This is a genomic window from Kocuria himachalensis, assembly GCF_054784195.1.
Genome location: NZ_BAAGPL010000019.1, coordinates 391,084 through 412,785, shown reverse-complemented (window position 1 = coordinate 412,785; position 21,702 = coordinate 391,084). Strand labels below are relative to the sequence as shown.

Here is a 21,702-nt window from a genome sequence, read left to right as displayed (position 1 = left end):
TTCATTGTGGTGCGGAACGGGTCCGGAAAAACTTCCCGGAAAAAATGTGACCTGCTGCATCCGCGGAGGGGTCCGCGGCAGTAGTACGGGTGCAAGGTCGATTCCGCTTCCGCCAGGGAGCCCGTTCAAGGAGCAGTTACCATGCGCAAGACCCTTTCCGCCGCAGCAGTCCTCGGCCTCGGTGCCGGTGCCCTCAGCATGAGCCCGGCGTTCGCCGCCGAGCACGCCGGGCTGTCCGTGCTCCACGGCGTTCCCGACACCGTCGTGGACGTCTACGTCAACGGGGAGCTCACCCTCGACGACTTCGCGCCGGGCACCCTGGCCGGCCCGCTGGAGCTGCCCGCCGGCAGCTACGACCTGGCCATCACGGCCCCCGACGCAGCCGACGCCTCGGAGCCGATCATCGGGCCCGTCACCGCGGACCTGCAGACCGGGATGAGCTACACGGCCGCGGCCCACCTCGACGCCGCGGGCAGCCCCACGGCCGCCCTGTTCACCAACGACATGTCCGAGATCGAGGCCGGGAAGTCGCACCTGACCGTCCGGCACGTGGCCGCGGCCCCGGCCGTGGACGTCCTCGCGGGCGACCAGCCCATCATCACCGGGCTGGAGAACCCGAACGAGGAGACCCTCCCGGTCGACGCGGGCACGGTCTCGGCGTCCGTTGCCGCAGCGGGCACCACCGAGCCGGTCATCGGCCCGGCCGATCTCGAGCTGGCGGAGGGCACCCACAACATCGTGTACGCGTGGGGCTCCCTCGAGGCCGGGAACCTGGCCCTCGCCGTCCAGACCCTGGAGGGCATGGAGCAGGCGCCCGAGGCCGTGCCGGGCGGCCAGTCCGGGCTCGCGGCCCAGGAGCAGCGCACGATGCTGACCGCCGGCCTCGCGGCCGCCGGTGCGCTCGGGCTGATCGGCGCGGCGTACGGCGCCCGCCGGGTGCTCGTGGGGAACCGCCGGTAGTGAGCAGTCCTGTCAGGCACGGTCCGGGTGCGCGGCGGGCTGCGGCCCACCGTGCGCCCGGACCGACAGTTCCCGGCACCCGTCGTCGTCGCCTGGCGGCGGCGGGTGCCGGGGCGGTCGCCTCGGTGTCCCTGCTCGCGGCAGCGGCCGTCACCGCTCTCCCGGAGAGCGGGGGCTCGCCGCCCGCGAACTCCCTGGCGGCGGGACCGTACCAGGGCGAGGACGCGGTGCCGGCACTCGCCGGCCTCGACCGTCCGGTCTCCGCGGGAGGTCCGGCGCAGTCCGCCGCGGCACCCGCGGAGATCCCGGTCGCTCCCGCCACCCAGGCGCCCGCCGAGAAGATCCCCGCCCCGGTGCGGGTGGTCGTGGACGGCTCCCCGATCGACATGCCGGTGGTCCCGGTGGGGGTCGAGGACAACGGAGCCATGACCATCCCGGACAACCACGTGGAGCTGGGCTGGTACCGGTACGGTCCGTCCCCCGGGGCGGGCGAGGGCGCCGCGGTCGTCGCCGGCCACGTCGACACCCTCACCGAGGTCACGCCGATGGCGCGGCTGAAGGACGTGCCGGTCGGGGCGGAGGTCCGGGTGGAGCGGGCGGACGGCAGCGTCCAGCGCTACCGCACCGAGTCCGTCCAGCACGTGCACAAGAAGTCCCTCGCGGAGGCGGACCTGTTCCGCCGGACCGGCGAGCCGGTGCTCCACCTCGTGACGTGCGGCGGGGAGTGGCTCGAGGAGATCGGCGACTACGAGGACAACGTGGTGCTGAGGGCTGTCCCGGTGCCCTGAGCGGCAGAGGGGACGAGGAGCGCATGACCGCATGGCCGGTGTCCACTAGGCTGGGCACGACTCGCACGCCCGGGCACCGCCCGGCCGGCCACCACGACCTCTGGCCCACGAGGAGCCCTTCCACGATGCCGACGCCGCCCCCGGAATGGGGACCCGAGCTCGACACCGCGTTCGCCGCGGGGGACGAGCAGGCGCTGAGTGCCGCGTACCGGCACTGCGCCGGGGTCATCCGGGGTCTCGCCGTCCGGGCCCTGCGCGACGACGCGGCGGCGGACGACGTGGTGCAGGAGGTCTTCATCCGGGCGTGGAAGTACCGGTCCGGCTACCGGCCCGAACACTCCTCGGCCCCCGCCTGGCTGATCGGCATCGCCCGCAACTGCATCGCCGACGCCGCGAGGAGAGCCGGCCGCGAGGCGGAGCGGCGCCAGGCGGACGCCGTGCGCACCGACCGGGAGCCGCGGCACGAGGAGTCGGACCTGCTGGTGGACCGGCTCGTGGTGCGGGCGGAGGTCGAGCGGCTCGGACCGCCCCGGTCGACGATCATGGCGCTGGCCTTCTACGAGGAGCTCACGCACCAGCAGATCGCACAGCACCTGGACCTGCCCCTCGGCACGGTCAAGAGCCACCTGAGGCGCGGCCTCACGAACCTACGGACACGATTGGGAGACGCTCATGGCACACCTGAGTGAGGAGACGCTGACGCTCCTGGCTCTGGGTGAGGCCGGAGACCCCCGGAGCCGGGAGCACGTCGCCGCCTGCCCGGACTGCGCGGCCGAGCTCGCGTCCCTGCAGCGCGTGGTGCGCGCCGGCCGTGCCGAGGCGCCCGCCGTGACGGCTCCCGGCCCCGGCGTCTGGGCGGCGATCCACGCCGAGCTGGGACTCTCCGACGAGGTCGCCGCGGACCCGCTCGCCGGCTCCGGCGACGGCGCTCGCGGCCACGTTCCGGACGACTCCACCGAGGATCCCACCGAGGACACGGCCGAGGACGCGGCCGGCCGTGCCACGGGTCCCGCGGACAGCGCTGCGGCCGACGACGGCGCAGGGCGCGGCGGGGCGACCGTCGTCGACCTCGACGCCCGCCGGCGGAAGCCCCGGCGCGGGGTGCCGTATCCGCTGGCCGCCGCCGCGGCCGCCGCGGCGCTGATCGTGGGCGGCGTCTCGGTCTGGGGCGCGCAGCGGCTGGGCCTGGAGCCGGAGCCCACGGTGCTGGCCACCGCCGAGCTGGAGCCCCTGGCCGGCTACACCGCCCGCGGCTCGGCCGAGGTGGACGAGCGCCCGGACGGGTCCCGACAGCTGGTGGTGCGGACCGATCCCGCCGACGTGGACGGGTTCAAGGAGGTCTGGCTGCTCGCCCCCGACGCGCAGCGGATGGTGAGCATCGGAGTGATGGCCGGGGACGAGGGCGTGTTCGTGCTGCCCGAGAACCTGGACGTCGGGGAGTTCCCGGTCGTGGACGTCTCGGACGAGCCGATCGACGGCGACCCGACGCACTCGGGGGACTCGATCGTGCGCGGCGTCCTGGAGGTCTGAGGGCGGGCCGACCGGCTCAGAGCAGGGCCGAGGTCAGCCGTGCCACGTTGTCGGCGTACTTGTGCCACAGCGGCCGCCGGTTCCACGCGTCGAAGTCGAGCAGGGTGCTGGCCTCGTGGAACTCGGCGACCACCGCGTCCATCCGCCGCCGGAAGTCCCGGTCCGCGATGAGCACCGAGACCTCGAGGTCCAGGGCGAACGAGCGCTCGTCCATGTTGGAGGAGCCGATCACGGAGACGTAGTCGTCCACGAGCACGAACTTGGCGTGCAGCACGGTGGGGGCGCGGTACCGGTAGATCTTCACGCCGGCCTCGACGAGCTCCTGGTAGTAGGAGTTCTGGGCGTGGTAGGCCAGGAAGTGGTCCGAGGTCTCGCCCACGAACAGCTGCACGTCCACCCCGGACTGCGCCTCGGTGGTCAGGGCGTGCATCAACGACTCGTCCGGGACGAAGTACGGGCTGGCGATGACGATCTGCTCATTGGCGTTGTAGATCAGGTGGTTGAACAGGCGCAGGTTGTTCTCCGTCTCGAACCCGGGGCCCGAGGGCACGACCTGGGCGAAGACCGGTCCCTGGGTGTCCGGGAGGTCGCGGGCGGCCTCGTCGAGCAGGAGGTCGCCCGTCTCGGAGTACCAGTCGCTGGTGAACAGGGCGTTGAGCTCGGCGACCACGGGCCCGGTGCACTCGAGCATCAGGTCCTTCCACTCGAGTCCCTTCCGGCGGTTCCGGCGCTTGTTGTAGGAGCGGTGGATGATGTTCTGCGAACCGGTCCAGGCGAGGGTCCCGTCGACCACGAGGATCTTGCGGTGGTTGCGCAGGTCGGGCCGCTGCCACTCGCCCTTCCACGGGCGGACGGGCAGCATCCGCTGCCACGGCAGCCCGGCCTCGTCGAAGCGCTTGATCATCCCCCGGTACCCCGGGTAGCCCACGGAGCCGAGGTGGTCGATGAGCACGCGCACCCGCACCCCCCGCCGGTGGGCGCGCACCAGGGACTCCAGCAGGGGGCGCGAGGCGTCGTCGATGGCCACGATGTAGAACTCGAAGTGCACGTAGTCCTGCGCCCGGTCCACCGCGTCCGCCATGATCCGCATGGCCTCGTGGTTGTCGGTGAGGATCTCGAAGGAGTTGCCGCCGACCATGGGCAGGGCGCCGAGCTTGTAGTTCAGGGCCGCGGTGGAGCTGACCCACTCGGGCAGCTGCTCGTCCGTGTTGCCCATGATGTGAAAGTCCGGGGTGTTCTCGCGGATGACGTCGTTCATCTTCGCCTGCATGGCCATCCGCTTCTTCGGGAGCTTGGCGGAGCCGATGGCCAGGAACAGCAGGATCCCCAGGTACGGCAGCAGGAAGATCGCGAGCAGCCAGGCCAGGGCCACGGAGGGCCGCCGGTTGTGGGGGATCCAGCCCAGGGCCACGAAGTTGATGAGGAGACCGAGCACCAGCACCACGAGCGTCGCGGCCTCCGGGAGGAGGTGTGCGGGGATTCCGCTGAAGGGGAACAGGGCCGGGATCACCTCGCCAGTCTAGGTTCCGCGGCCGCGCGCTCTACGCGGGGCGCGGCAGCACGTAGTCGGTCTCGGGGCCGGGGGTCTCGCGGCGGACGAAGCCGGCGGCGACGAGCACCTGCTCGGCCGGGGCGTTGCCCCCGGGCACGCTGGCACGCACCCCCGTGACCGTGGGGTCTGCGAACGCGACGCCGAGCAGCGCGGTCATGCCCTCCTGCGCGTAGCCCAGGTTCCGGCGGTCCGCGGCGAGGGACCCCACGATCTCGAGCTCGTCGTCGATCGGGGGGCCCACGAAGCCGGCCGTCCCGACGATCTCCCCGGTCGACTTCTCCACGATGGCCATCCGCGCGTACACGGACTCCGTGAAGAAGTAGCCCCCGGCCATGAGGGACTCACGGGCGAAGTCCATGTCCTCGGCGGTCGGGAAGCCGTGGGCGAAGTGGGCCGCGTGCTCGCCGGCCGCCACGGCGTCGAGCTCCTCGGCGGTGAAGGGACGGAGCAGGAGTCGTTCCGTCTCCAGGACGGGTGCGGGGCGCTGGGCCTCGAGGTCCTCGGTCATGCTGGTGCTGCTTTCTGCGGGCGCGGGTGCCGACGGTGGGTGGAGGGGCCGGGGGCGGGGCGGCGGGGCCCCGCCCCCGGCGGATCAGCCGAAGTACTTCGGCAGCGTGCCCTCGTGCACCGTGCGGAGCTCGTCCAGGCCGATGCCGAACTCGCTCTGCACGTCCAGCGCGCGGTTCTCGGTGTCCACCACGCCGATCCGCGTGTGCGGATAGGCGCGCATGGTGCACATGTCCTTGAACCGTACTTCCTCGCTGCGCGGCACGGCCACCACGGCCCTGCCCTGGGTCTCGGAGAAGAGCATGGTGAACAGGTCCACGCCGTCCCGCTCGCACACCTCGCCCAGCCCGATGCGGGCACCGGTGTCGAAGCGCAGCGCCATCTCGGCGAGGGTCGCCGCGAGCCCGCCCTCAGCGACGTCGTGCGCGGCGTCGATCATGCCGTCGCGGGACATGTTGATCAGCAGGTCGCCGAGCAGCTTCTCCTGGGCGAGGTCCACGGCCGGGGGGAGCCCGCCGAGGTGCCCTCGCAGGTTCGCCCACTCGGAGCCGTCCAGCTCGTCCCGGGTGGTCCCGAGTAGGTAGATCGCCTGGCCGTCCTCGCGCCAGCCCGACGGCGTGCGCCGCCGGACGTCGTCGAGCACGCCCAGCATCGCCACCACGGGCGTCGGGTGGATGGCCACGCCGCCGGTCTGGTTGTAGAGGGACACGTTGCCGCCCGTCACGGGCACCCCCAGCTGCTGGCAGCCGTCGGCGAGCCCGCGCACGGCCTCGGCGAACTGCCACATGGTCTCCGGGTCCTCGGGGGAGCCGAAGTTCAGGCAGTCGGAGACGGCGGCGGGGCGGGCTCCGGAGGTCGCGACGTTGCGGTAGGCCTCTGCCAGGGCCAGCTGCGCCCCGGCGTACGGGTCCAGGTAGGCGTAGCGGCCGTTGCAGTCGGTGGACAGCGCCACGCCGAGGCCGGTCTCCTCGTCCACGCGGACCACCCCGGCGTCGTCGGGCATGGCCATGGCGGTGTTGCCCTGCACGTAGCGGTCGTACTGGTCGGTGACCCAGTCCTTGGCGCACAGGTTCGGGGAGGCCATGAGCTCGAGGACGGCGGTCTTCAGCTCCGCGCCGGAGGGCCGCCCGGCATCGGCCGGGGAGCCGGTGAAGCGGTCCGCCTGGAGCCGGTCCTGGTCCGCGGGACGGGTGTAGGGCCGGTCGTAGACGGGACCCTCGTGGGCGACCGTGCGGGGGTCGACGTCGACGATGACCTCGTCGTCCCACTCGATCACGAGCCGGCCGGTGCCGGTGACCTCGCCGATCCAGGAGTGCTCGACGTCCCACTTGTCCATCACGGCCTCGAAGGCGGCGACCTTCTCGGGGGTCACGACCGCCATCATGCGCTCCTGGGACTCCGACATGAGGATCTCGCCCGGGGTCAGGGTCGGGTCGCGCAGGAGCACCTGGGTCAGGTCCACGTGCATGCCGCCCTCGCCGTTGGAGGCCAGCTCCGAGGTGGCGCACGAGATGCCCGCGGCCCCCAGGTCCTGGATGCCCTCCACGAGGGAGCCCTTGAACAGCTCGAGGCAGCACTCGATGAGCACCTTCTCGGCGAACGGGTCGCCCACCTGCACGGCCGGCCGCTTGGACGGCTTGGCGTCGTCGAAGGACTCCGAGGCGAGCACGGAGGCACCCCCGATGCCGTCGCCGCCGGTGCGGGCGCCGAACAGCACCACCTTGTTGCCCACGCCGGAGGCGTTGGCCAGGCGGATGTCCTCGTGGCGCATCACGCCCACGGCCAGCGCGTTCACGAGCGGGTTGCCCTGGTAGCAGGAGTCGAAGACGACCTCCCCGCCCACGTTCGGCAGGCCCAGCGAGTTGCCGTAGCCGCCGACGCCCGCCACCACGCCGTGGACCACGCGCGCGGTGTCCGGGTGGTCGATCGCCCCGAAGCGCAGCGGGTCCATGACGGCCACGGGCCGGGCGCCCATCGAGATGATGTCGCGCACGATCCCGCCGACGCCCGTGGCGGCGCCCTGGTAGGGCTCCACGTAGGACGGGTGGTTGTGGGACTCGATCTTGAAGGTCACGGCCCAGCCGTCCCCGAGGTCGGTGACGCCGGCGTTCTCGCCGATGCCGACCAGCAGGTCCTTCTTCATCTCCTCGGTGACCTTCTCGCCGAACTGGCGCAGGTGGACCTTGGAGGACTTGTAGGAGCAGTGCTCGGACCACATGACCGAGTACATCGCGAGCTCCGCGGCGGTGGGCCGGCGGCCGAGGATCTTCTTGATCTCCTCGAACTCGTTGTCCTTGAGGCCCAGCTCGGCCCAGGGCAGCTCGGTGTCGGGGGTGGCCGTCGCGTGCTCGACGGTGTCCAGGTTGAAGTGCTTGTCGCTCATGGAGTGCTCGGTGTCCCTTACTTGACCAGTGCCTTGAGGGCGGAGACGAACAGGCCCAGCCCGTCCGTGCCGTCGCGCATGCCGACCTCGCCGGAGGCCGAGGAGTCCGCGCCGAAGCCCGGTTCGACCGCGTGCTCCGGGTGCGGCATGAGGCCCACCACGTTGCCGCCGGCGTTGCAGATCCCCGCGATGTCCCGGCGGGATCCGTTGGGATTGCCGCCGACGTAGCGGAACACCACGCGGCCCTCGGCCTCGAGGGCGTCGAGGGTCCTCTCGTCGGCCACGTACTGGCCGTCCTGGTTCTTGAGCGGGACCACGATCTCCTGGCCCTGCTCGAACTCGGCGGTCCACACGGTCGTGCTGTTCTCCACGCGCAGGCGCTGGTCCCGGCACAGGAACTTCAGCCGCTCGTTCTTGATCATCGAGCCCGGCAGCAGGTGCGACTCGGTGAGCATCTGGAAGCCGTTGCAGATGCCGAGGACCGGCAGCGGGGCGGACCCGGAGGTGCCCGCGGCGTTCGCGCCCTCGATGATCCGGTCCATGATCGGGGCGAACCGGGCGATGGCCCCGGCGCGCAGGTAGTCGCCGTAGGAGAAGCCGCCGGGCAGGATCACGGCGTCGACGTCCTGCAGGTTTTCGTCTGCGTACCAGAGGGGGACCGGGGTGCCGCCGGCGAGCACGACGGCCCGCGCGGCGTCGCGGTCGTCGAGGGTGCCGGGGAAGGTCACGACGCCGACGCGCGCGCCGGTGAGCTCGGCGTCCGGCGCGGGGCCGGAGAGGTCCGCGATCAGAGGGGTCTCGAGACCGGGCATGCTCAGTTCTCCTCGGCCTCGTCGAGGACGGCCACGCGCACGACGTCCTCGATGACGGGGTTGGAGAGCAGCTTCTCGGCGGCCTCGCGGGCCTGGGCCAGCGCGTCCTCGGTGGCCTCGCCGTCGACGGTCAGCTCGAAGCGCTTGCCCTGCCGGACACCGGCGAAGCCGTCCAGGCCGATGCGGGGCAGTTCGTTGGCGATCGCCTTGCCCTGCGGGTCAAGGATCTCGGGCTTGGGCATGACGTCGACAACAATGCGGGCCATCGGGGAACTCCTGAGGGTCGAGCAGCGGGCCGGGATCCGGCGAACGTCAGCCATTCTATCGGCTCGGGCCCACCGGTCGCGCCGGACCCGGACCGCCGGCCGGGTGTGGAAGGGGTCACCCACCTGGCGTCCTCCAGGAGTTCTCTAAGGCGCGTCCGGTAGACCCTGGTGCCATGAGCACCTCACCGGGGTCCGCGGCGGCCGGTGCCGACGACGCGCAGTTGGTCCCGATCTACCGCCGGGTCCTGACGCTGGTGGGGATCGGCACCGTCCTCGGTGCGCTGACCGAGCTGGCGATGCTGCGGCACTGGCAAGGACCCGCCCAGCTGGTGCCGTGGGCGGTGCTGGCCGTGCTGCTGCTCGGGGCCGTGGCGTGGCTGGTGCGGCGCACCACCGGGACGGCCCGCACCGTGCGGGTCGCCGCGGTCGTCTCCGTGCTCGGCAGCGCCTACGGCGTCTACGAGCACGTCCTGGCGAACCTGAGGGCCGGTCCGCTGGACCCGCGGTACGCCGAGGCCTGGGACGCGATGTCGGGCGCGGCCCGGCTGTGGGCGGCGACCAGCGGGGCCGTCGGGCCGTCCCCCGTGCTCGTGCCAGGCACGATGGGCCTGGCGGGGGTGCTGCTGTGGCTCGCCGTTCTCCGCTGGCGGCGCGGGACGGACTGAGCGCGGTCCGCCGTCCGCCGCCGCCCCGAACCCACCGCTGTTCCCCGAACGCACCGCTCCTTCCCGAGAGCAGAGCATTCATCCTGCCGTGTCGTGGCGACGCGGTGAGCTCGACGGTGGGGTGGCGCGCCGTGAGGGGGCTCGGGCGGTGCTGGAACAATGGGCCCATGACCCAGCACCCAGCGACGACCACCCCCGGACTCAGCGGCCGGGAGGCCGAGCGACTGGCGGACGCCCTCGAGGCCCGGGACGTCACGATCTTCGTGGACGGCACCTCACTGCGCCTGCCGGAGGGGGCGCGCGACGCCGTCGTCGACCTCCTGTCCCGAATGACCCGCGGGGAGACCGTCACGGTGACGTCGGCCGCGGTGACGTCCGCCGCGGAGCCCCCGGCGGTCTCCGGGGAGCTGCTGACCACCTCGCAGGCGGCCGCGCTCGCCGGGATCTCCCACACCTATCTGCGCAACCTCACCACCGAGGGCGTGCTCCCCGTGCAGTACCGGGGCAGCCACCGCCGGATCCGGCGCTCCGACGTCCAGGCCTGGCTCGCGCGCCACGGCGAGGACGGGGCCGGCTCCGCCTCCCCGGAGGACCTGCTGACCACGTCCCAGGCGGCCGCGCTCGCCGGGATCTCGGCCACCTATCTGCGCAACCTCACCACCGAGGGCGTGCTCCCCGTGCAGTACCGGGGCAGCCACCGCCGGATCCGGCGCTCCGACGTCCAGGCGTGGCTCGCGGAGCGGCGGCGGTCCGACGACGACGGAGCCCCCTCGGCGGACTGATCCCGGCTCAGCCGAAGCGGGCCACGACCCAGCCGTCCACCACGTCGACCGCCGCCGCCAAGAGGTCCTTGGCGGGGTCCGGCGGCGCCTCCCGGCCGGCGGCGAGGGCCAGGCGGGAGCCCACGAACCGCCCGTCGGGGGCGAAGACCCAGAAGTGGTTGGGGCACTCGAACGTCTCGGCGCGCCCGGCGGCCTCCCGGCACACGGTGGCCTGCTGATGGGTGCAGATGTTGCGCAGCACGTGCAGGGCGCCCCCGGCGTCGCGGGTGACGAGCACCCGCCCCGTGCTGGAGGGCGCCGTCACGAAGTCGAGCGGGTCCGGCACCGCGGAGACCGCCACGATCCGCTCCCAGCCGCCGGCGGACTCCCCGGAGGCGCTCACGCGGCGGCCCCGTCGGTGGCGCGGGCCGGGTCGAGGACGTCGAGCGCCGCGCCGAGCCGGCGGCGCAGCGGCTCCGCGCGGCGGGCGAACTCCCGCTGCCGGCGCACGTACTCGGCCTTGCCCTCCGGCGTCTCGATCCGCACGGGCTCGTAGCCCCAGCCGGCGAGGTCGTAGGGCGCGGCCTGCATGTCCGTCTCCCGCACGTCCCACGCCAGCTCGAAGCAGTCCATCAGCAGCTCGGAGGGGATCCCCGGGACGAGCTTGTACGCCCACTTGTAGAGGTCCATGGTGGCGTGCAGGCAGCCCGGCTGCTCCATCCGGCGCTGGGACTCCCGGGTGGGCTGCAGCTCGTTGAGCGGCACGGCCTGCGGCTGGAAGAACCGGAACGCGTCGAAGTGGGTGCACCGGATCCTGGCGGCCTCCACCACGGCGTCCGTGCCCGCCGCCCCGAGCCGCAGCTCGAGCTGCTCGTGGCGGAGATCGTTGTCCTCCGCGCGGTAGGCCATCGCCCACTCGTGGAGGCCGAAGCAGCCGAAGAAGCCCGGATTGCCCGCGTGCGCGCCCAGCACCGCCCGGGCGAAGTCGATCGCGGGCGCCCGCCGGTCCCGGAGGGCGTCGTCGTCGACGGTCACGGCCCCGTCCCGGTCGGTGAGGCCGAGGACCGCGAGCTCGGCGCCGGTGAGCGGGCGGTAGAACTTCTCCCGGACCCGCTCGGCGGCGTCCAGCAGCACGGTGCCCGCCCCGGGGTGCCAGCGCTTCAGCTGCGCCGGCTTGAGCGTGTAGTAGGTGAACAGGAAGTCCTCGACCGGGTGCTTCTGCCCGCGGTGGCGGCGGGCCACGAACGGGTCCGCGTAGCGCGCCGCGCGCCGCTCGTGGGCGTGCGCCCGCGGCGCCCACTCCTCGCGGGACAGGACGACGACGGGCCGGGTCACGGAACCCGCCCCGTCGTCGACGCACCGGTGGAGCGCGGCACGGTGGTCAGCGGCCGGTCCCCGCGTACACCGTGGCCTCGTCGTCGGAGTCGAGGTCGAAGGCGCTGTGCACCACGCGCACGGCTTCGTCGAGGCGGTCGGCTTCCGTGATGACGGAGATCCGCACCTCCGAGGTCGAGATCATGTCGATGTTGATGTTCGCGGACGCGAGCGCTTCGAAGAACGTGAAGGTCACCCCCGGGTTGGACTTCATGCCGGCGCCCACGAGCGAGAGCTTGCCGATCTCGTCGTCGTACTCCAGGCCCGCGTAGCCGATCTTCTCCTCGGCGGCGCGCAGCAGGCTCATGGCCAGGTCCCCCTGGGACTCGTTCAGGGTGAAGGAGAGGTCGGTCCGGCGCTCGGTACCGGTGGAAACGTTCTGGACGATCATGTCCACGTTGACCTTCGCCTCGGCCAGCAGCCGGAAGATCCGGGCGGCGATGCCGGGTTCGTCCGGCACCCCGACGACGGTGACCTTTGCCTGCGAGCGGTCGTGGGCGATGCCGGAGATGAGCGGCTGTTCCAACGGGATCTCCTTCGGGGAGGTGACGGCGTCTTCGGGGCCCGGGACGACCCAGGTGCCCTCGTTCTGACTGAAGGACGAACGGACGTGCAGCTTCACGCCGAAGCGGCGGGCGTACTCGACGCAGCGCAGGTGCAGGATCTTCGCGCCGTTCGCGGCGAGCTCAAGCATCTCCTCGCTGCTGACCACGTCCAGCTTGCGCGCCTTGGGCACGATGCGGGGATCGGCGGTGAACACGCCGTCGACGTCGGAGTAGATTTCGCAGACGTCGGCGTCCAGGGCAGCGGCCAGCGCCACGGCCGTGGTGTCCGAGCCGCCGCGGCCCAGCGTGGTGATGTCCTTGGTCTGGCGGTGCACCCCCTGGAACCCGGCGATGATCGCGATGTTGCCCTGGTTCAGGGACTCGCGCACGCGCAGCGGATTGACCTCCACGAGCAGGGCGGCGCCGTGCTCGCCGTCCGTGACCATCCCCGCCTGCGACCCGGTGAAGGACTGGGCGGGAGCGCCCGTCCCAGACACCGCCATGGCCAGCAGCGCCATGGAGATGCGCTCACCGGCGGTGAGCAGCATGTCGAGCTCGCGGGCCGGGGGCTTGCGGGTGACCTCGTGCGCCAGGTCCAGGAGTTCGTCCGTGGTGTCGCCCATCGCAGAGACGACGACGACGACGTCGTGGCCTCGGTTGCGCGTCTCGACGATCCGCCGTGCAACGCGGCGGACGCCGTCGGCGTCCGCGACGGAGGACCCACCGAACTTCTGCACGATCAGGCTCATCGGTTCAACTCCTGTGGTCGAGGTGGCCGGGCTCCGGCAGCCGGCCCGGTCCGTGCCCCTGCTCCCCGCGGCAGGGCACCAGGACATCGTAGCGCGGCCGGTCAGGCGACGACCGTCCGGCCCTCGAACGCCCGGCCGAGGGTCACCTCGTCGGCGTACTCGAGGTCACCGCCCACGGGCAGCCCGGACGCCAGGCGGGTCACGCGGATCCCGAGGGTCTTGAGCATGCGCGAGAGGTAGGTGGCGGTGGCCTCGCCCTCCAGGTTGGGGTCGGTGGCGAGCACGACCTCCTGCACGGTGTCGCCGGAGAGCCGGGTCATGAGCTCCCGGATGCGCAGCTGGTCGGGACCGATGCCCTGGATCGGGCTGATGGCCCCGCCGAGGACGTGGTACCGGCCGCGGAAGCTGCGGGTGCGCTCGATGGCCATGACGTCCTTCGACTCCTCGACCACGCAGATGACGCTGTCGTCCCGGCGGGCGTCGCGGCAGATGGCGCACTCGTCCAGCTCGGACACGTTGCCGCAGATCCGGCAGAACTTCACCTTGTCCTTGATAGCCGTCATGGCGTCGGCCAGGCGCCGGACGTCCTCCTTGTCGGAGTCGAGGAGGTGGAACGCGATCCGCTGCGCGGACTTCGGCCCGACGCCGGGCAACCGGCCCAGCTCGTCGATCAGATCCTGAACAGCGCCTTCGTACACGTTTCCCTCGATTTCCGGGCCGGTGCGCGGCCCTCCTGCTCGTCCTCGGCCACGGCGTCACCGGGGTGCCGGTGCGTGGGGCGCCCCGGCTCACTCCCCGGTGTGGAGGTCCCGCTCCTCGATCAGCATGCCCCCGAGGATCCGCTCGATCGCGGCGCGGCCGTAGAGCGTGGAGTCCTCGAGCGCCTCGTCGTCCGAGCTGGGCACGAAGGAGTCGTCCCATTCTACGCCGCTGTCCTGCGGGGCCGCGGCGGAGGCGGGAGCCTTCCGTCCCGCGGCGATGGCCGCGGCGTGGCGCTCCCGGAAGCTCAGCCGTGCGTTCCGGTCGCCGGCGGCCGGGGCCGCCGCCGGGGGATCCTGCGGCGCGGCGCCCGGGGCCGCGGCCGGAGACGGCGTGGGTGCCGGGGCCGTGGCGCCCGTCGCGGCGCGGGGCCCCTCCGAGCGGTCGGCCGGGCGGGCGGTGCGCGTCGTGGCGGTGCCGGTCGGCTCGCTCCCGGGTCCGCGTCCGGCCGCGGGGACCTGCTGTGCGGAGGCCGCGGGCCGCCACTGCTCCGGAGGCGCCGCGTCCGGATCGTCGGGTCCGTCGGGGTAGGGAGGCTCGTCCGGGTACGGCGGCTCCTCGGGCGGCGGGACGTCGTCGTCCGCCGGGGGGACGTCCCGGTCCCGTGCTCCCGGTGCCTCGCCGGGGAACGCGCGGGTCGGGTGCCCGGCCGTCCCGTGACCGGGGCGGGACCCGCGCTGCGGTTCGGCCTGCGGTTCGGCCGGCCGCGCCGGCTGGTGGGCGGGCTGCGCGCCGTCGGGATGCTCCGCAGCATGCTCCGTCGTCCGCGCCGGTCCCGGCGGCCGGGTCCCGGGCTGCGCCGGAGCACGGGGTGCGGGCTCGGCCTCAGCAGGGGCCTCGGGGTAGGTGCCGCCCTGGGGGATGGTGGCCACGGACCAGCTGTGCACGGGCTCCTGGGCCCAGGCCGGATCGGCCCACTCGGGAGGTGTGTCCGTGGCGGGTCTGCCGTGCGCGTCCCACGGGTCCTGTCCGCCGCGGTCCCCGTCCTGGGGTGCCGCCTCAGCGGCCGGCTCCGGCGCGGATGCCGGTGCGGACTCCGGTGCAGGTGCGGACGCCGGTGCGGGCGCGTCGCCCGGGAGCGTGCCCGCGGCCCGGGGCGGGGTCGGCGGCGTTCCCCGGCCGCGCGGACCGCCCGGTCGGTCCTGGCCTCCCTGGCTCCGGTCCTCGGGGCCGCGGCGCTCGGAGCGGTCCCCCTCGGTCCCGGGCCCCGGTTCGTTCCGGCGCCCGGGTGGGCGCGTCGACGGCTCCGGGCCGCGCGGCGTTCCTCCGCCGCCACCGCCCCGGCTGTGCCCGCCGCCGCCCGGCGGGACGGCCTCCGCGCGGCAGTCGATGCCGAGGATCTGCTGCACCGCCTGCCGGAGGTCGTCCTCGAAGCGAGGGAAGTTCATGAGGTCGCCCTCGGCGTCGAACATGATGCGCAGCACCTTGCCGTCGAAGGACTGCGGGGTGCCCCGCTGGACCGTGAACCACGCGACCCGGCGGATGTCCGCGAGGGCGTTGACGATCTCCGGCCAGGAGGCGCGCAGCAGGTCGATCTCGTTGCCGCCCGGCTCGGCCGCCCGGGGCGTGTCCTGCCGGGGCGCCCGCTCCGCCGCGGCGGGCTGCCGCGGCTCGGCAGGCCGATCCTGTTCGGCAGGCCGATCCTGTTCGGCGGAGGGCTCCTGTTCTCGGGACCGCTCCTGTCCGCCGACCTCGCGGGTGGTCGGGTGCCCGGGGGCTGCCGCGGCCTGCCCCGTGCCCTGCGGAGCCCGCTCCCGCGGCTCCGTCTCCCGCGGGGCCGCCGGCTGCGCGTCCGTGCCGGGCGCGGGCGGACCCGGTCGCCGCGGCGCGGGGGCGGCGTCGGGCTGGGCGAGGGTCCGACCCTCGGGCGGAGCAACCGGAGCAACCGGAGCGGCCGCGGAGGCCTCGGGGGACGGCGCGGGGGCGGCAGGCTCGTCCGGAGCGGTGGCCGGGGCGGCGCCCCGGCCGATGCGCAGGCGCCGTTCCAGCCGGTCGACGCGGGCCGTGACGCCGCGCGTGGTGTCCTCCGAGGACGGGAGGAGGATGCGCGCGCACAGCAGCTCGAGGTGCAACTGGGGCGAGGTGGCCCCCGTCATCTCGGTGAGGGCGGTGTTCGTGATGTCGGCGGCGCGGGAGAGCTCCGCCGCCCCGAGCTGGGACGCCTGGTTGCGCAGCCGTGCGATCTGGTCCTGGGGCATGCCGTGCAGGATGTTGCCCGCGGACTCCGGGACCGCGTTGACGATGATGAGGTCCCGGAAACGCTCGAGAAGGTCCTCCACGAAGCGGCGCGGGTCCTGGCCCGTCTGCACCACCCGGTCCACCGCGCGGAACACCGTGGCTCCGTCCCCGGAGGCGAAGGCGTCGACCACGTCGTCGAGCAGGGCGCCGTGCGTGTAGCCCAGCAGGGCCACGGCGAGGTCGTAGCCGATGCCCTGCTCGTCGGAGCCGGCCATGAGCTGGTCGAGCACGGAGAGGGTGTCGCGCACGGATCCGGCGCCTGCGCGGACCACGAGGGAGAGCACCCCCGGGGCCACCTGCACGTGCTCCTCGGCGCAGAGCTGCTCGAGGTAGTGCATGAGCGGCTCGGTGGGCACCAGCCGGAAGGGGTAGTGGTGGGTGCGGGACCGGATGGTCGTGAGCACCTTGCTCGGCTCGGTGGTCGCGAAGATGAACTTGATGTGCTCCGGCGGCTCCTCGACGATCTTGAGCAGGGCGTTGAAGCCCTCGCGCGTGACCATGTGCGCCTCGTCGATGATGAAGATCTTGTACCGGTCCCGGACGGGCGCGAACGTGGCGCGCTCGCGCAGGTCACGGGCGTGGTCCACGCCGCCGTGGCTGGCCGCGTCCATCTCGATCACGTCGAGGGAGCCGGCGCCGTCCCGGGCCAGGTCGCGGCAGCTGTCGCAGCGCCCGCACGGGGTGGCGGTGGGGCCCTCCGCGCAGTTGAGGCAGCGGGCCAGGATGCGGGCCGAGGTGGTCTTGCCGCAGCCGCGCGGGCCGGAGAAGAGGTAGGCGTGGCTGACCCTGTCCTTGCGCAGCGCCGTCATCAGCGGCTCGGTCACGTGCTCCTGACCGATGACGTCCTCGAAGGTCTCCGGGCGGTAGCGGCGGTACAGGGCGGTAGTCACAGACGACACCTTAGCGACGGAATCCGACGGGCGGGCCGGGCGGATCGGCGCTGGGGACGCGGGCCGCCGCGGGGACGAGAAGACCCCTCGCGCACCCGCCAGAGCCCATTTACCCTTGCTACCTTCCGGTCCTGGGGGAGTTCAACAGGATGACGCCACGCGAGGGGCTGTCGATGAGTCTAGCGGATGCGGCGGGGCGGGTCTAAACCGGCGGACGGAGCCGTGGATTCGGCATTGCCCGGCGGTTCGGTTATGCTGGACCCCGCATGTTCCGGCGCCGTCAGGCCGCCGCGACGTGCGTGCCTGGAGGATTCGCCTAGCGGCCTATGGCGCACGCCTGGAACGCGTGTTGGGTTCACGCCCTCGGGGGTTCAAATCCCCCATCCTCCGCACTGAGAGCCCCGCACCGGGAAGCACGTCCCGGTGCGGGGCTCTTTCTCATGTCGCCGCCGACTCGTGCCGCCGTCGACTCGTGCTCCTGTCGTCGAGGGGCCCCGGCGGGCGCTCCTCAGCGCGCGCGGTGCGCCCGGGACCGGCGGGCGACGGCGGCGGCCGCCGCGGCGCCCAGCGCCGAGAGCCCCACGACCCACCCTGTGATGGAGGAGTCCCCGGCCGTGGCCTGCGCGGGAACCCGGGTCACGGTTCCCAGCGAGATGCGCGTGAGCGTCCCGGGAGTCACCTGCTGCCGCCCGGTCAGGGCCTGTGCCCCGAGCACGGACTCGTGCCGGACCAGCGCTCCGGAGCCGGGGAGGTGGGCCGTGGCGGTGCGCGGCCCGACGAAGGAGGCGCGCTCCAGGGCGGAGAGCTCCGCCGGGTCCAGCGGTGTGCTGGGGGCCGCCTCCGCAGGGCCGTCTCCGGTCCGGCCATCCGCTGCCTCGCCGTCTCCTGCCCGGAGCTCCTCGGTGCGGACTCCTCCCGGCTCCGGCGCCACGGGCCGGTCGGCGGCGGGGGAGGGCCGTGCGTCCGGCGATGTGCTGCCGGCGTCCGGGGCCGGGTCTCCGCCGGGCACGGGGGCGGGGGTCTCGGTGGGGCCGGTCTCCGGCAGGGGATCGGCCGGCCCGTCGACGGCCGGAGGTGCGGGCGAGGGATCTCCGGCGGGGGAGTCCGCGGCCGGCGCCGGAGGCGGTCCGGTCTCGGTCGCATGGGCCGCTCCCGGTGCGGGGGCGAGGAGGAGCAGGGCGGCCAGCGCCAGGGGGCGAAGGGGCATGGGGGTGGTCTCTCCGGGGGGAAGCGGGCGGAACAGGAGCACATCGTAACTTTACGTCGTTCCGCCACCTGCGTTCACTAATGCAATACATTGCTGGTGTGGTGGGACGGGCTGTTCCGCCGCACGCGCAGCTGCCCCCCGGTTGCGCTCCCCCCTGTCCTCTCTCCCCCCAAGAGGTCCTCATGAAGCTGCCTTCATTCCCCCTGCCCTCGACGGCCCTGCCCGCCGCTCTCCTGGCCGGCGCGATGCTCGCCGGGACGATGGCCGGCGCGGCCACCCCGGCCCATGCCTCGACGACCAACACGACCCACTCCGCCGCCGGCATCTCCTCCCAGTACCACCTCTACGACGCCGGTGTGGACCGCTCGAAAGCCGTCGGCGTGGTCTTCTACTTCGACGGCGACGGACAGTACTACGCCCAGCGCCCGACCGCGTCGATGCTCAGGACCATGGCCGCCCGGGCCGCGGCCAGGAACATGATCCTCGTGGTGCCGGTCGCCCCGGCCAACCGGTCCTGGACCTCCAACAGTGAAGTGGTCGGGGACTGGTTCCGCGCCCTGGCGGCCAAGGTCGTCGCCGAGCAGCGTGTCGACGCGACCCGCATCCACCTGGCCGGGTACTCCGGCGGCGCCGAGTTCATCTCCACCGAGGTGCTCTCCGACCGCGCCGGCTGGATCCGCGGCGGCGGCTCGACCCTCATCGGCGGCGGCGGCGTCTACAACGGCAGGCTCGAGAGCACCCCCGACGCCGCGCTCAGGGCCACGGACCCGACCTGGTACGTCGGCTCGCTCGACAGCTACGGTGCCACGCAGCCGTCCACCTGGTCCGCGCTGGAGGCGGCCGGCAAGGGCGCGGCCGCCTACCGGAACGCCGGTTTCGCGAAGGCGGACCGCGTGGTGATGCCCGGGCTGCACCACACCAACTACGACCTGGCTGACCTGGTCGGGGACGACGTCGACCGCCTCCACTCGGGCGCCGGCGCGGCTCCGAAGCCCGAGACCGCCGCCCCGACCGGCAACGACGTCGTCAACGGCTACCGGGTCACCGGCGCGATCGGGCGCACGTGGGCGGCGCTGGGCGGCACGGCGTGGGCCACCCCGGTCAGCGCGGAGTACGCCTCCGGGCACGGCTCCGTCTACCAGCGCTTCACCGGCGCCGACGGTCGCGACAAGGCCCTCTACTGGTCCAGGACCACCGGTACCCGGGTGGTCGACTACGGCGGGTCCATCGGCAGGAAGTTCGCGGCCGGCGGCTACGCGGGCAGCTACGGCCCGCCGCTGACGGACGAGCAGCGCACCGCCGACGGCGGCGCCTACCAGCTCTTCGACGCGTCCGGGAAGCGGACCAAGATCCTGTGGTCCGCGAGCACCGGCTCGAACGCGGTCAAGGAGTACGGGGCCATCGGCCGGAAGTGGGCGGCGCTGGGCCACGAGCGGGGCCTGGGCTACCCGACCACCGACGAGTACAGCACTCCGAGCGGCGTGGCCCAGAACTACACCGGTGGCCGGATCGAGTGGAACGCCACCACCCGGGCCGTCACCGTGACCCGGAGCTGATCTCCGGCACGTGCCGGCGGGCCCCGCAGGTGCTCCCTGCGGGGCCCGCCCCTAGGATGAACGCATGATCTTCAAGGCCGTGGGCGACTCCCGCCCGTACCCGGACCACGGCCTCGTCACACCGACCGACTGGTCCGGCATCGCGCCACGCCAGGTCCGGCTGGACGAGCTGATCACCACGAAGACCACCCTGGACCTGGCGACCCTGCTGGACGCCGACTCGACCTTCTACGGCGACCTCTTCCCGCACGTGGTGCGGTGGGACGGCGACCTCTACCTGGAGGACGGGCTGCACCGGGCGCTGCGCACCGCGCTGCACCACCGCACCGTGCTGCACGCGCGCGTGCTGGAGCTCGCTCCCGCGCCGGGCGCGCGGCGGGGCGCCGGGCGGGACGCGGTCAGGACGCCGCGCTGAGGGGCGGCCGTTCGGGCGTGAGCGGCACGGGGTGGCCCTCGGCGTCGAACTGCGCCCCCAGGCCCTGCTGGATGAAGCGGACGGTGGAGCGGATGTGCTGCTCCCGTGCCGCCCGGTCCTGGTCGGAGTTCTGGCCGCGGTCCGCCGCGGCGGTCAGGGACCCGTGGACTAGGGCGGCGAGCTCCGAGATGTCGCCCTCCGGCAGATAGGCCTGACCGATCGCGTCCCGCAGGATCGCGGCCAGCAGGCCCTGCAGCTCGCCCACGTGCTCGCCCAGCTTCTGGTAGTCCTCCGGGGAGAGGACGGTGCGCATGGTGGGGCCCGGGGGCAGGTGGCGGCGGGTGAGGTCCTCGATCTGGGCGCGGATGTAGACGGCGAGCCGGTCGACCGGGTTGGCGACGCCCTCCAGGTCGCGGCGCAGGTCGGTCATGAACCGCTCGGTCTCGTCCAGGGCGTAGGCCACGAGGAGCTCGCCCATGTCCGCGAAGTAGTTGTAGACCGCGGTGCGGCCCACGCCGGCGTTCTTGGCCACGTGCGTCATGGTCAGCCCGGTGAGGCCCTGCTGGTAGAGCAGCTGGCCGAAGGAGTCGAGGATCGCTCGTTTGGTGTTCTCCCGCTGCGCGGCATTGGTGGCCGCAGAAATACGAGGCATGATGACACCTTATCTGTGCGTGTCACCAAATTATGCACACTCTGCTGGTCCTTGGTGACGATGTGTCTGACTATGACACCACCGTTTCCAGGGTTTCGACTCCTTCGCGCAGACAGTCTGGGGAAACGTCCAGGAAACCCCCAGCGCGGGTCGGGTCGAGCAGCCCGGCCCGGGCGCCGAACCGACGCCCGGGCCGTTCCCGCTCACCGCTCGGCGGCCGACCCGCCCTGCCAGAGGGAGTCGAACGGGGCGTGCGAGGTGAGGCGGCGCCGGATGCCGGCGGAGACGAAGGCCTTCGCGGTGCGGACCGCCGCGAGGGGCTCCGCCCCCTTGGCCAGTTCCGCGGCGATCGCGGCCGCGAGCGTGCAGCCGGCCCCGGCCACGGGGACCTCGCCGACCTTGGGCTCGGAGAGCACCTCGAGGGTGGTCCCGTCGAAGAAGACGTCGACGGCGTCGGGGCCGGCCAGGCGGACCCCGCCCTTGGCGAGGACCACGGCGCCGGACGTCTCGTGGATCCGCCGGGCGGCCTCCTCGAGGTCCTCGACCGTGCTGATCTCGTCCATGCCGGACAGGGAGAGGGACTCGAAGTGGTTCGGGGTCACGAACGTGGCCAGCGGCAGGATCTTCGCCTTCAGCGCCTCGTCCGTGTCCAGGGCCGCGCCGGGCTCCTGGCCCTTGCAGATGAGCACCGGGTCGAGGACGAGGTGGCGCGGCGCCAGCGCGGTGAGCACCTCGGCGGTGGTGGCGATGGTCTCGGGGCTGCCCAGCATGCCGATCTTGACGGCGTCGAGCGCGTGGGCGGCCGTGATCGCCTCGAGCTGCTCGCGCAGGACGTCCTGCGGCACGGGGAACAGGCGGTGGCCCCAGTCCGCGGAGGGGTCGAAGGACACGATGCAGGTCAGCGCGAGGGAGCCGAAGACCCCGAGCTCCTGGAAGGTCTTGAGGTCCGCCTGCGCGCCGGCGCCACCGGTGGCCTCGGAGCCGGCGATCGTCAGGGCGACGGACGGCTGGTCGGCGGGGTCCGCGGCGGAGGGCGTGGGAACGGTGCTGGTGTCGGTCATGGGAGCCATTCTGCGCCCCCGCGCGGTGCCGG

At 73.2% G+C, this 21,702-nt stretch carries 21 protein-coding genes, 1 tRNA gene and 1 other RNA gene; 9 read left to right on the top strand and 14 right to left on the bottom strand.

What is annotated here, in order from left to right; genetic code table 11:
- Nucleotides 1-141: 141 nt before the first annotated feature.
- From ACYVM4_RS14310 to ACYVM4_RS14295, 4 genes are all read left to right on the top strand, one after another.
- Entirely contained in the window at nt 142-960 is an 819-nt protein-coding gene (locus ACYVM4_RS14310) for a DUF4397 domain-containing protein (protein ID WP_460668959.1), read from the top strand.
- A gap of 125 nt (nt 961-1,085) precedes the next feature.
- A complete protein-coding gene (locus tag ACYVM4_RS14305; RefSeq protein WP_368821004.1) occupies nt 1,086-1,748 on the top strand; it encodes a class F sortase in 663 nt (220 codons plus the stop codon).
- A 125-nt stretch (nt 1,749-1,873) separates the two neighbouring features.
- Nucleotides 1,874-2,437, top strand: coding sequence for an RNA polymerase sigma factor (locus ACYVM4_RS14300; RefSeq protein ID WP_368821005.1), 564 nt, complete (start codon nt 1,874-1,876; stop codon nt 2,435-2,437).
- Nucleotides 2,421-3,278 carry an anti-sigma factor gene (locus ACYVM4_RS14295; protein ID WP_460668958.1) on the top strand — a complete coding sequence of 286 codons (858 nt, stop codon included), beginning with the start codon at nt 2,421-2,423 and terminating at the stop codon, nt 3,276-3,278. The genes ACYVM4_RS14300 and ACYVM4_RS14295 overlap by 17 nt, the downstream gene beginning before the upstream one ends.
- 16 nt (nt 3,279-3,294) lie before the next feature.
- Here ACYVM4_RS14295 and cls read toward each other — a convergent pair whose 3' ends face one another.
- The 5 genes from cls to purS form a co-directional block, all read right to left on the bottom strand.
- Nucleotides 3,295-4,788, bottom strand: a complete 1,494-nt coding sequence (gene cls / locus ACYVM4_RS14290) for a cardiolipin synthase (RefSeq protein ID WP_368821007.1) — start codon at nt 4,786-4,788, stop codon at nt 3,295-3,297.
- Between the two features lie 31 nt (nt 4,789-4,819).
- Nucleotides 4,820-5,338, bottom strand: a complete 519-nt coding sequence (locus ACYVM4_RS14285) for a GNAT family N-acetyltransferase (protein ID WP_368821008.1) — start codon at nt 5,336-5,338, stop codon at nt 4,820-4,822.
- A gap of 84 nt (nt 5,339-5,422) precedes the next feature.
- The gene (purL, locus tag ACYVM4_RS14280; RefSeq protein ID WP_460668957.1) at nt 5,423-7,720 is read right to left on the bottom strand and encodes a phosphoribosylformylglycinamidine synthase subunit PurL; all 2,298 of its coding nucleotides are present in this window, start codon (nt 7,718-7,720) and stop codon (nt 5,423-5,425) included.
- Nucleotides 7,721-7,737: 17 nt separating this feature from the next.
- Entirely contained in the window at nt 7,738-8,532 is a 795-nt protein-coding gene (purQ, locus tag ACYVM4_RS14275; RefSeq protein ID WP_460668956.1) for a phosphoribosylformylglycinamidine synthase subunit PurQ, read from the bottom strand.
- Nucleotides 8,533-8,534: 2 nt separating this feature from the next.
- Entirely contained in the window at nt 8,535-8,798 is a 264-nt protein-coding gene (purS, locus tag ACYVM4_RS14270; protein ID WP_344124149.1) for a phosphoribosylformylglycinamidine synthase subunit PurS, read from the bottom strand.
- A gap of 173 nt (nt 8,799-8,971) precedes the next feature.
- Between purS and ACYVM4_RS14265 the strand changes: the two genes are divergently transcribed.
- Both ACYVM4_RS14265 and ACYVM4_RS14260 read left to right on the top strand, forming a co-directional pair.
- Complete coding sequence (locus ACYVM4_RS14265) at nt 8,972-9,463, top strand: hypothetical protein (RefSeq protein WP_368821011.1); 492 nt, start codon at nt 8,972-8,974, stop codon at nt 9,461-9,463.
- 167 nt (nt 9,464-9,630) lie between these two features.
- On the top strand, nt 9,631-10,245 hold the full coding sequence (locus ACYVM4_RS14260; protein ID WP_438612811.1) for a helix-turn-helix domain-containing protein: 615 nt from the start codon (nt 9,631-9,633) through the stop codon (nt 10,243-10,245).
- Between the two features lie 7 nt (nt 10,246-10,252).
- On the opposite strand, the gene ACYVM4_RS14255 is transcribed toward ACYVM4_RS14260, so the two are convergent.
- The 6 genes from ACYVM4_RS14255 to ffs all read right to left on the bottom strand — a co-directional run bounded on the left by ACYVM4_RS14255 (nt 10,253) and on the right by ffs (nt 16,951).
- Nucleotides 10,253-10,627 carry a Rieske 2Fe-2S domain-containing protein gene (locus ACYVM4_RS14255; protein ID WP_460668955.1) on the bottom strand — a complete coding sequence of 125 codons (375 nt, stop codon included), beginning with the start codon at nt 10,625-10,627 and terminating at the stop codon, nt 10,253-10,255.
- Nucleotides 10,624-11,559 carry a 3-methyladenine DNA glycosylase gene (locus ACYVM4_RS14250; protein WP_460668954.1) on the bottom strand — a complete coding sequence of 312 codons (936 nt, stop codon included), beginning with the start codon at nt 11,557-11,559 and terminating at the stop codon, nt 10,624-10,626. Before ACYVM4_RS14250 ends, ACYVM4_RS14255 begins: the two co-directional genes overlap by 4 nt.
- 46 nt (nt 11,560-11,605) lie before the next feature.
- Nucleotides 11,606-12,892, bottom strand: coding sequence for an aspartate kinase (locus ACYVM4_RS14245; protein WP_460668953.1), 1,287 nt, complete (start codon nt 12,890-12,892; stop codon nt 11,606-11,608).
- Between the two features lie 101 nt (nt 12,893-12,993).
- Nucleotides 12,994-13,590, bottom strand: a complete 597-nt coding sequence (gene recR / locus ACYVM4_RS14240; RefSeq protein ID WP_460668952.1) for a recombination mediator RecR — start codon at nt 13,588-13,590, stop codon at nt 12,994-12,996.
- Nucleotides 13,591-13,680: 90 nt separating this feature from the next.
- Entirely contained in the window at nt 13,681-16,779 is a 3,099-nt protein-coding gene (locus ACYVM4_RS14235) for a DNA polymerase III subunit gamma and tau (protein ID WP_460668951.1), read from the bottom strand.
- 75 nt (nt 16,780-16,854) lie between these two features.
- Nucleotides 16,855-16,951: signal recognition particle sRNA small type (gene ffs / locus ACYVM4_RS14230), an RNA gene on the bottom strand.
- Between the two features lie 133 nt (nt 16,952-17,084).
- On the opposite strand from ffs, the gene ACYVM4_RS14225 reads away from it, so the two are divergent.
- A tRNA-Ser gene (locus ACYVM4_RS14225) sits at nt 17,085-17,169 on the top strand.
- Nucleotides 17,170-17,287: 118 nt separating this feature from the next.
- On the opposite strand, the gene ACYVM4_RS14220 is transcribed toward ACYVM4_RS14225, so the two are convergent.
- On the bottom strand, nt 17,288-17,986 hold the full coding sequence (locus tag ACYVM4_RS14220; RefSeq protein WP_460668950.1) for a hypothetical protein: 699 nt from the start codon (nt 17,984-17,986) through the stop codon (nt 17,288-17,290).
- 182 nt (nt 17,987-18,168) lie between these two features.
- Here ACYVM4_RS14220 and ACYVM4_RS14215 point away from each other — a divergent pair, with 182 nt between their 5' ends.
- Together ACYVM4_RS14215 and ACYVM4_RS14210 are read left to right on the top strand one after the other, a co-directional pair.
- Nucleotides 18,169-19,542 (top strand): hypothetical protein, encoded by a 1,374-nt coding sequence (locus tag ACYVM4_RS14215; RefSeq protein ID WP_460668949.1) that lies wholly within the window; start codon nt 18,169-18,171, stop codon nt 19,540-19,542.
- Nucleotides 19,543-19,606: 64 nt separating this feature from the next.
- Nucleotides 19,607-19,957, top strand: a complete 351-nt coding sequence (locus ACYVM4_RS14210) for a type II toxin-antitoxin system VapB family antitoxin (RefSeq protein WP_368821019.1) — start codon at nt 19,607-19,609, stop codon at nt 19,955-19,957.
- On the opposite strand, the gene ACYVM4_RS14205 is transcribed toward ACYVM4_RS14210, so the two are convergent.
- A complete protein-coding gene (locus ACYVM4_RS14205) occupies nt 19,941-20,609 on the bottom strand; it encodes a TetR/AcrR family transcriptional regulator (protein ID WP_368821020.1) in 669 nt (222 codons plus the stop codon). The two genes, ACYVM4_RS14210 and ACYVM4_RS14205, sit on opposite strands and share 17 nt — an antisense overlap.
- A gap of 203 nt (nt 20,610-20,812) precedes the next feature.
- Nucleotides 20,813-21,670, bottom strand: a complete 858-nt coding sequence (locus ACYVM4_RS14200) for a hydroxymethylpyrimidine/phosphomethylpyrimidine kinase (RefSeq protein WP_460668948.1) — start codon at nt 21,668-21,670, stop codon at nt 20,813-20,815.
- Nucleotides 21,671-21,702: the final 32 nt, after the last annotated feature.

Bases quoted from the DNA above. Each gene is read 5' to 3' on its own strand.
- ACYVM4_RS14205 (WP_368821020.1), bottom strand. From the start codon at position 20,609: ATGCCTCGTATTTCTGCGGCCACCAATGCCGCGCAGCGGGAGAACACC.
- ACYVM4_RS14245 (WP_460668953.1), bottom strand. From the start codon at position 12,892: ATGAGCCTGATCGTGCAGAAGTTCGGTGGGTCCTCCGTCGCGGACGCC.
- ACYVM4_RS14220 (WP_460668950.1), bottom strand. From the start codon at position 17,986: ATGCCCCTTCGCCCCCTGGCGCTGGCCGCCCTGCTCCTCCTCGCCCCC.
- purL (WP_460668957.1), bottom strand. From the start codon at position 7,720: ATGAGCGACAAGCACTTCAACCTGGACACCGTCGAGCACGCGACGGCC.
- ACYVM4_RS14310 (WP_460668959.1), top strand. From the start codon at position 142: ATGCGCAAGACCCTTTCCGCCGCAGCAGTCCTCGGCCTCGGTGCCGGT.
- ACYVM4_RS14265 (WP_368821011.1), top strand. From the start codon at position 8,972: ATGAGCACCTCACCGGGGTCCGCGGCGGCCGGTGCCGACGACGCGCAG.
- purQ (WP_460668956.1), bottom strand. From the start codon at position 8,532: ATGCCCGGTCTCGAGACCCCTCTGATCGCGGACCTCTCCGGCCCCGCG.
- ACYVM4_RS14210 (WP_368821019.1), top strand. From the start codon at position 19,607: ATGATCTTCAAGGCCGTGGGCGACTCCCGCCCGTACCCGGACCACGGC.
- ACYVM4_RS14215 (WP_460668949.1), top strand. From the start codon at position 18,169: ATGAAGCTGCCTTCATTCCCCCTGCCCTCGACGGCCCTGCCCGCCGCT.
- ACYVM4_RS14300 (WP_368821005.1), top strand. From the start codon at position 1,874: ATGCCGACGCCGCCCCCGGAATGGGGACCCGAGCTCGACACCGCGTTC.
- ACYVM4_RS14295 (WP_460668958.1), top strand. From the start codon at position 2,421: ATGGCACACCTGAGTGAGGAGACGCTGACGCTCCTGGCTCTGGGTGAG.
- ACYVM4_RS14200 (WP_460668948.1), bottom strand. From the start codon at position 21,670: ATGACCGACACCAGCACCGTTCCCACGCCCTCCGCCGCGGACCCCGCC.
- purS (WP_344124149.1), bottom strand. From the start codon at position 8,798: ATGGCCCGCATTGTTGTCGACGTCATGCCCAAGCCCGAGATCCTTGAC.
- ACYVM4_RS14285 (WP_368821008.1), bottom strand. From the start codon at position 5,338: ATGACCGAGGACCTCGAGGCCCAGCGCCCCGCACCCGTCCTGGAGACG.
- ACYVM4_RS14260 (WP_438612811.1), top strand. From the start codon at position 9,631: ATGACCCAGCACCCAGCGACGACCACCCCCGGACTCAGCGGCCGGGAG.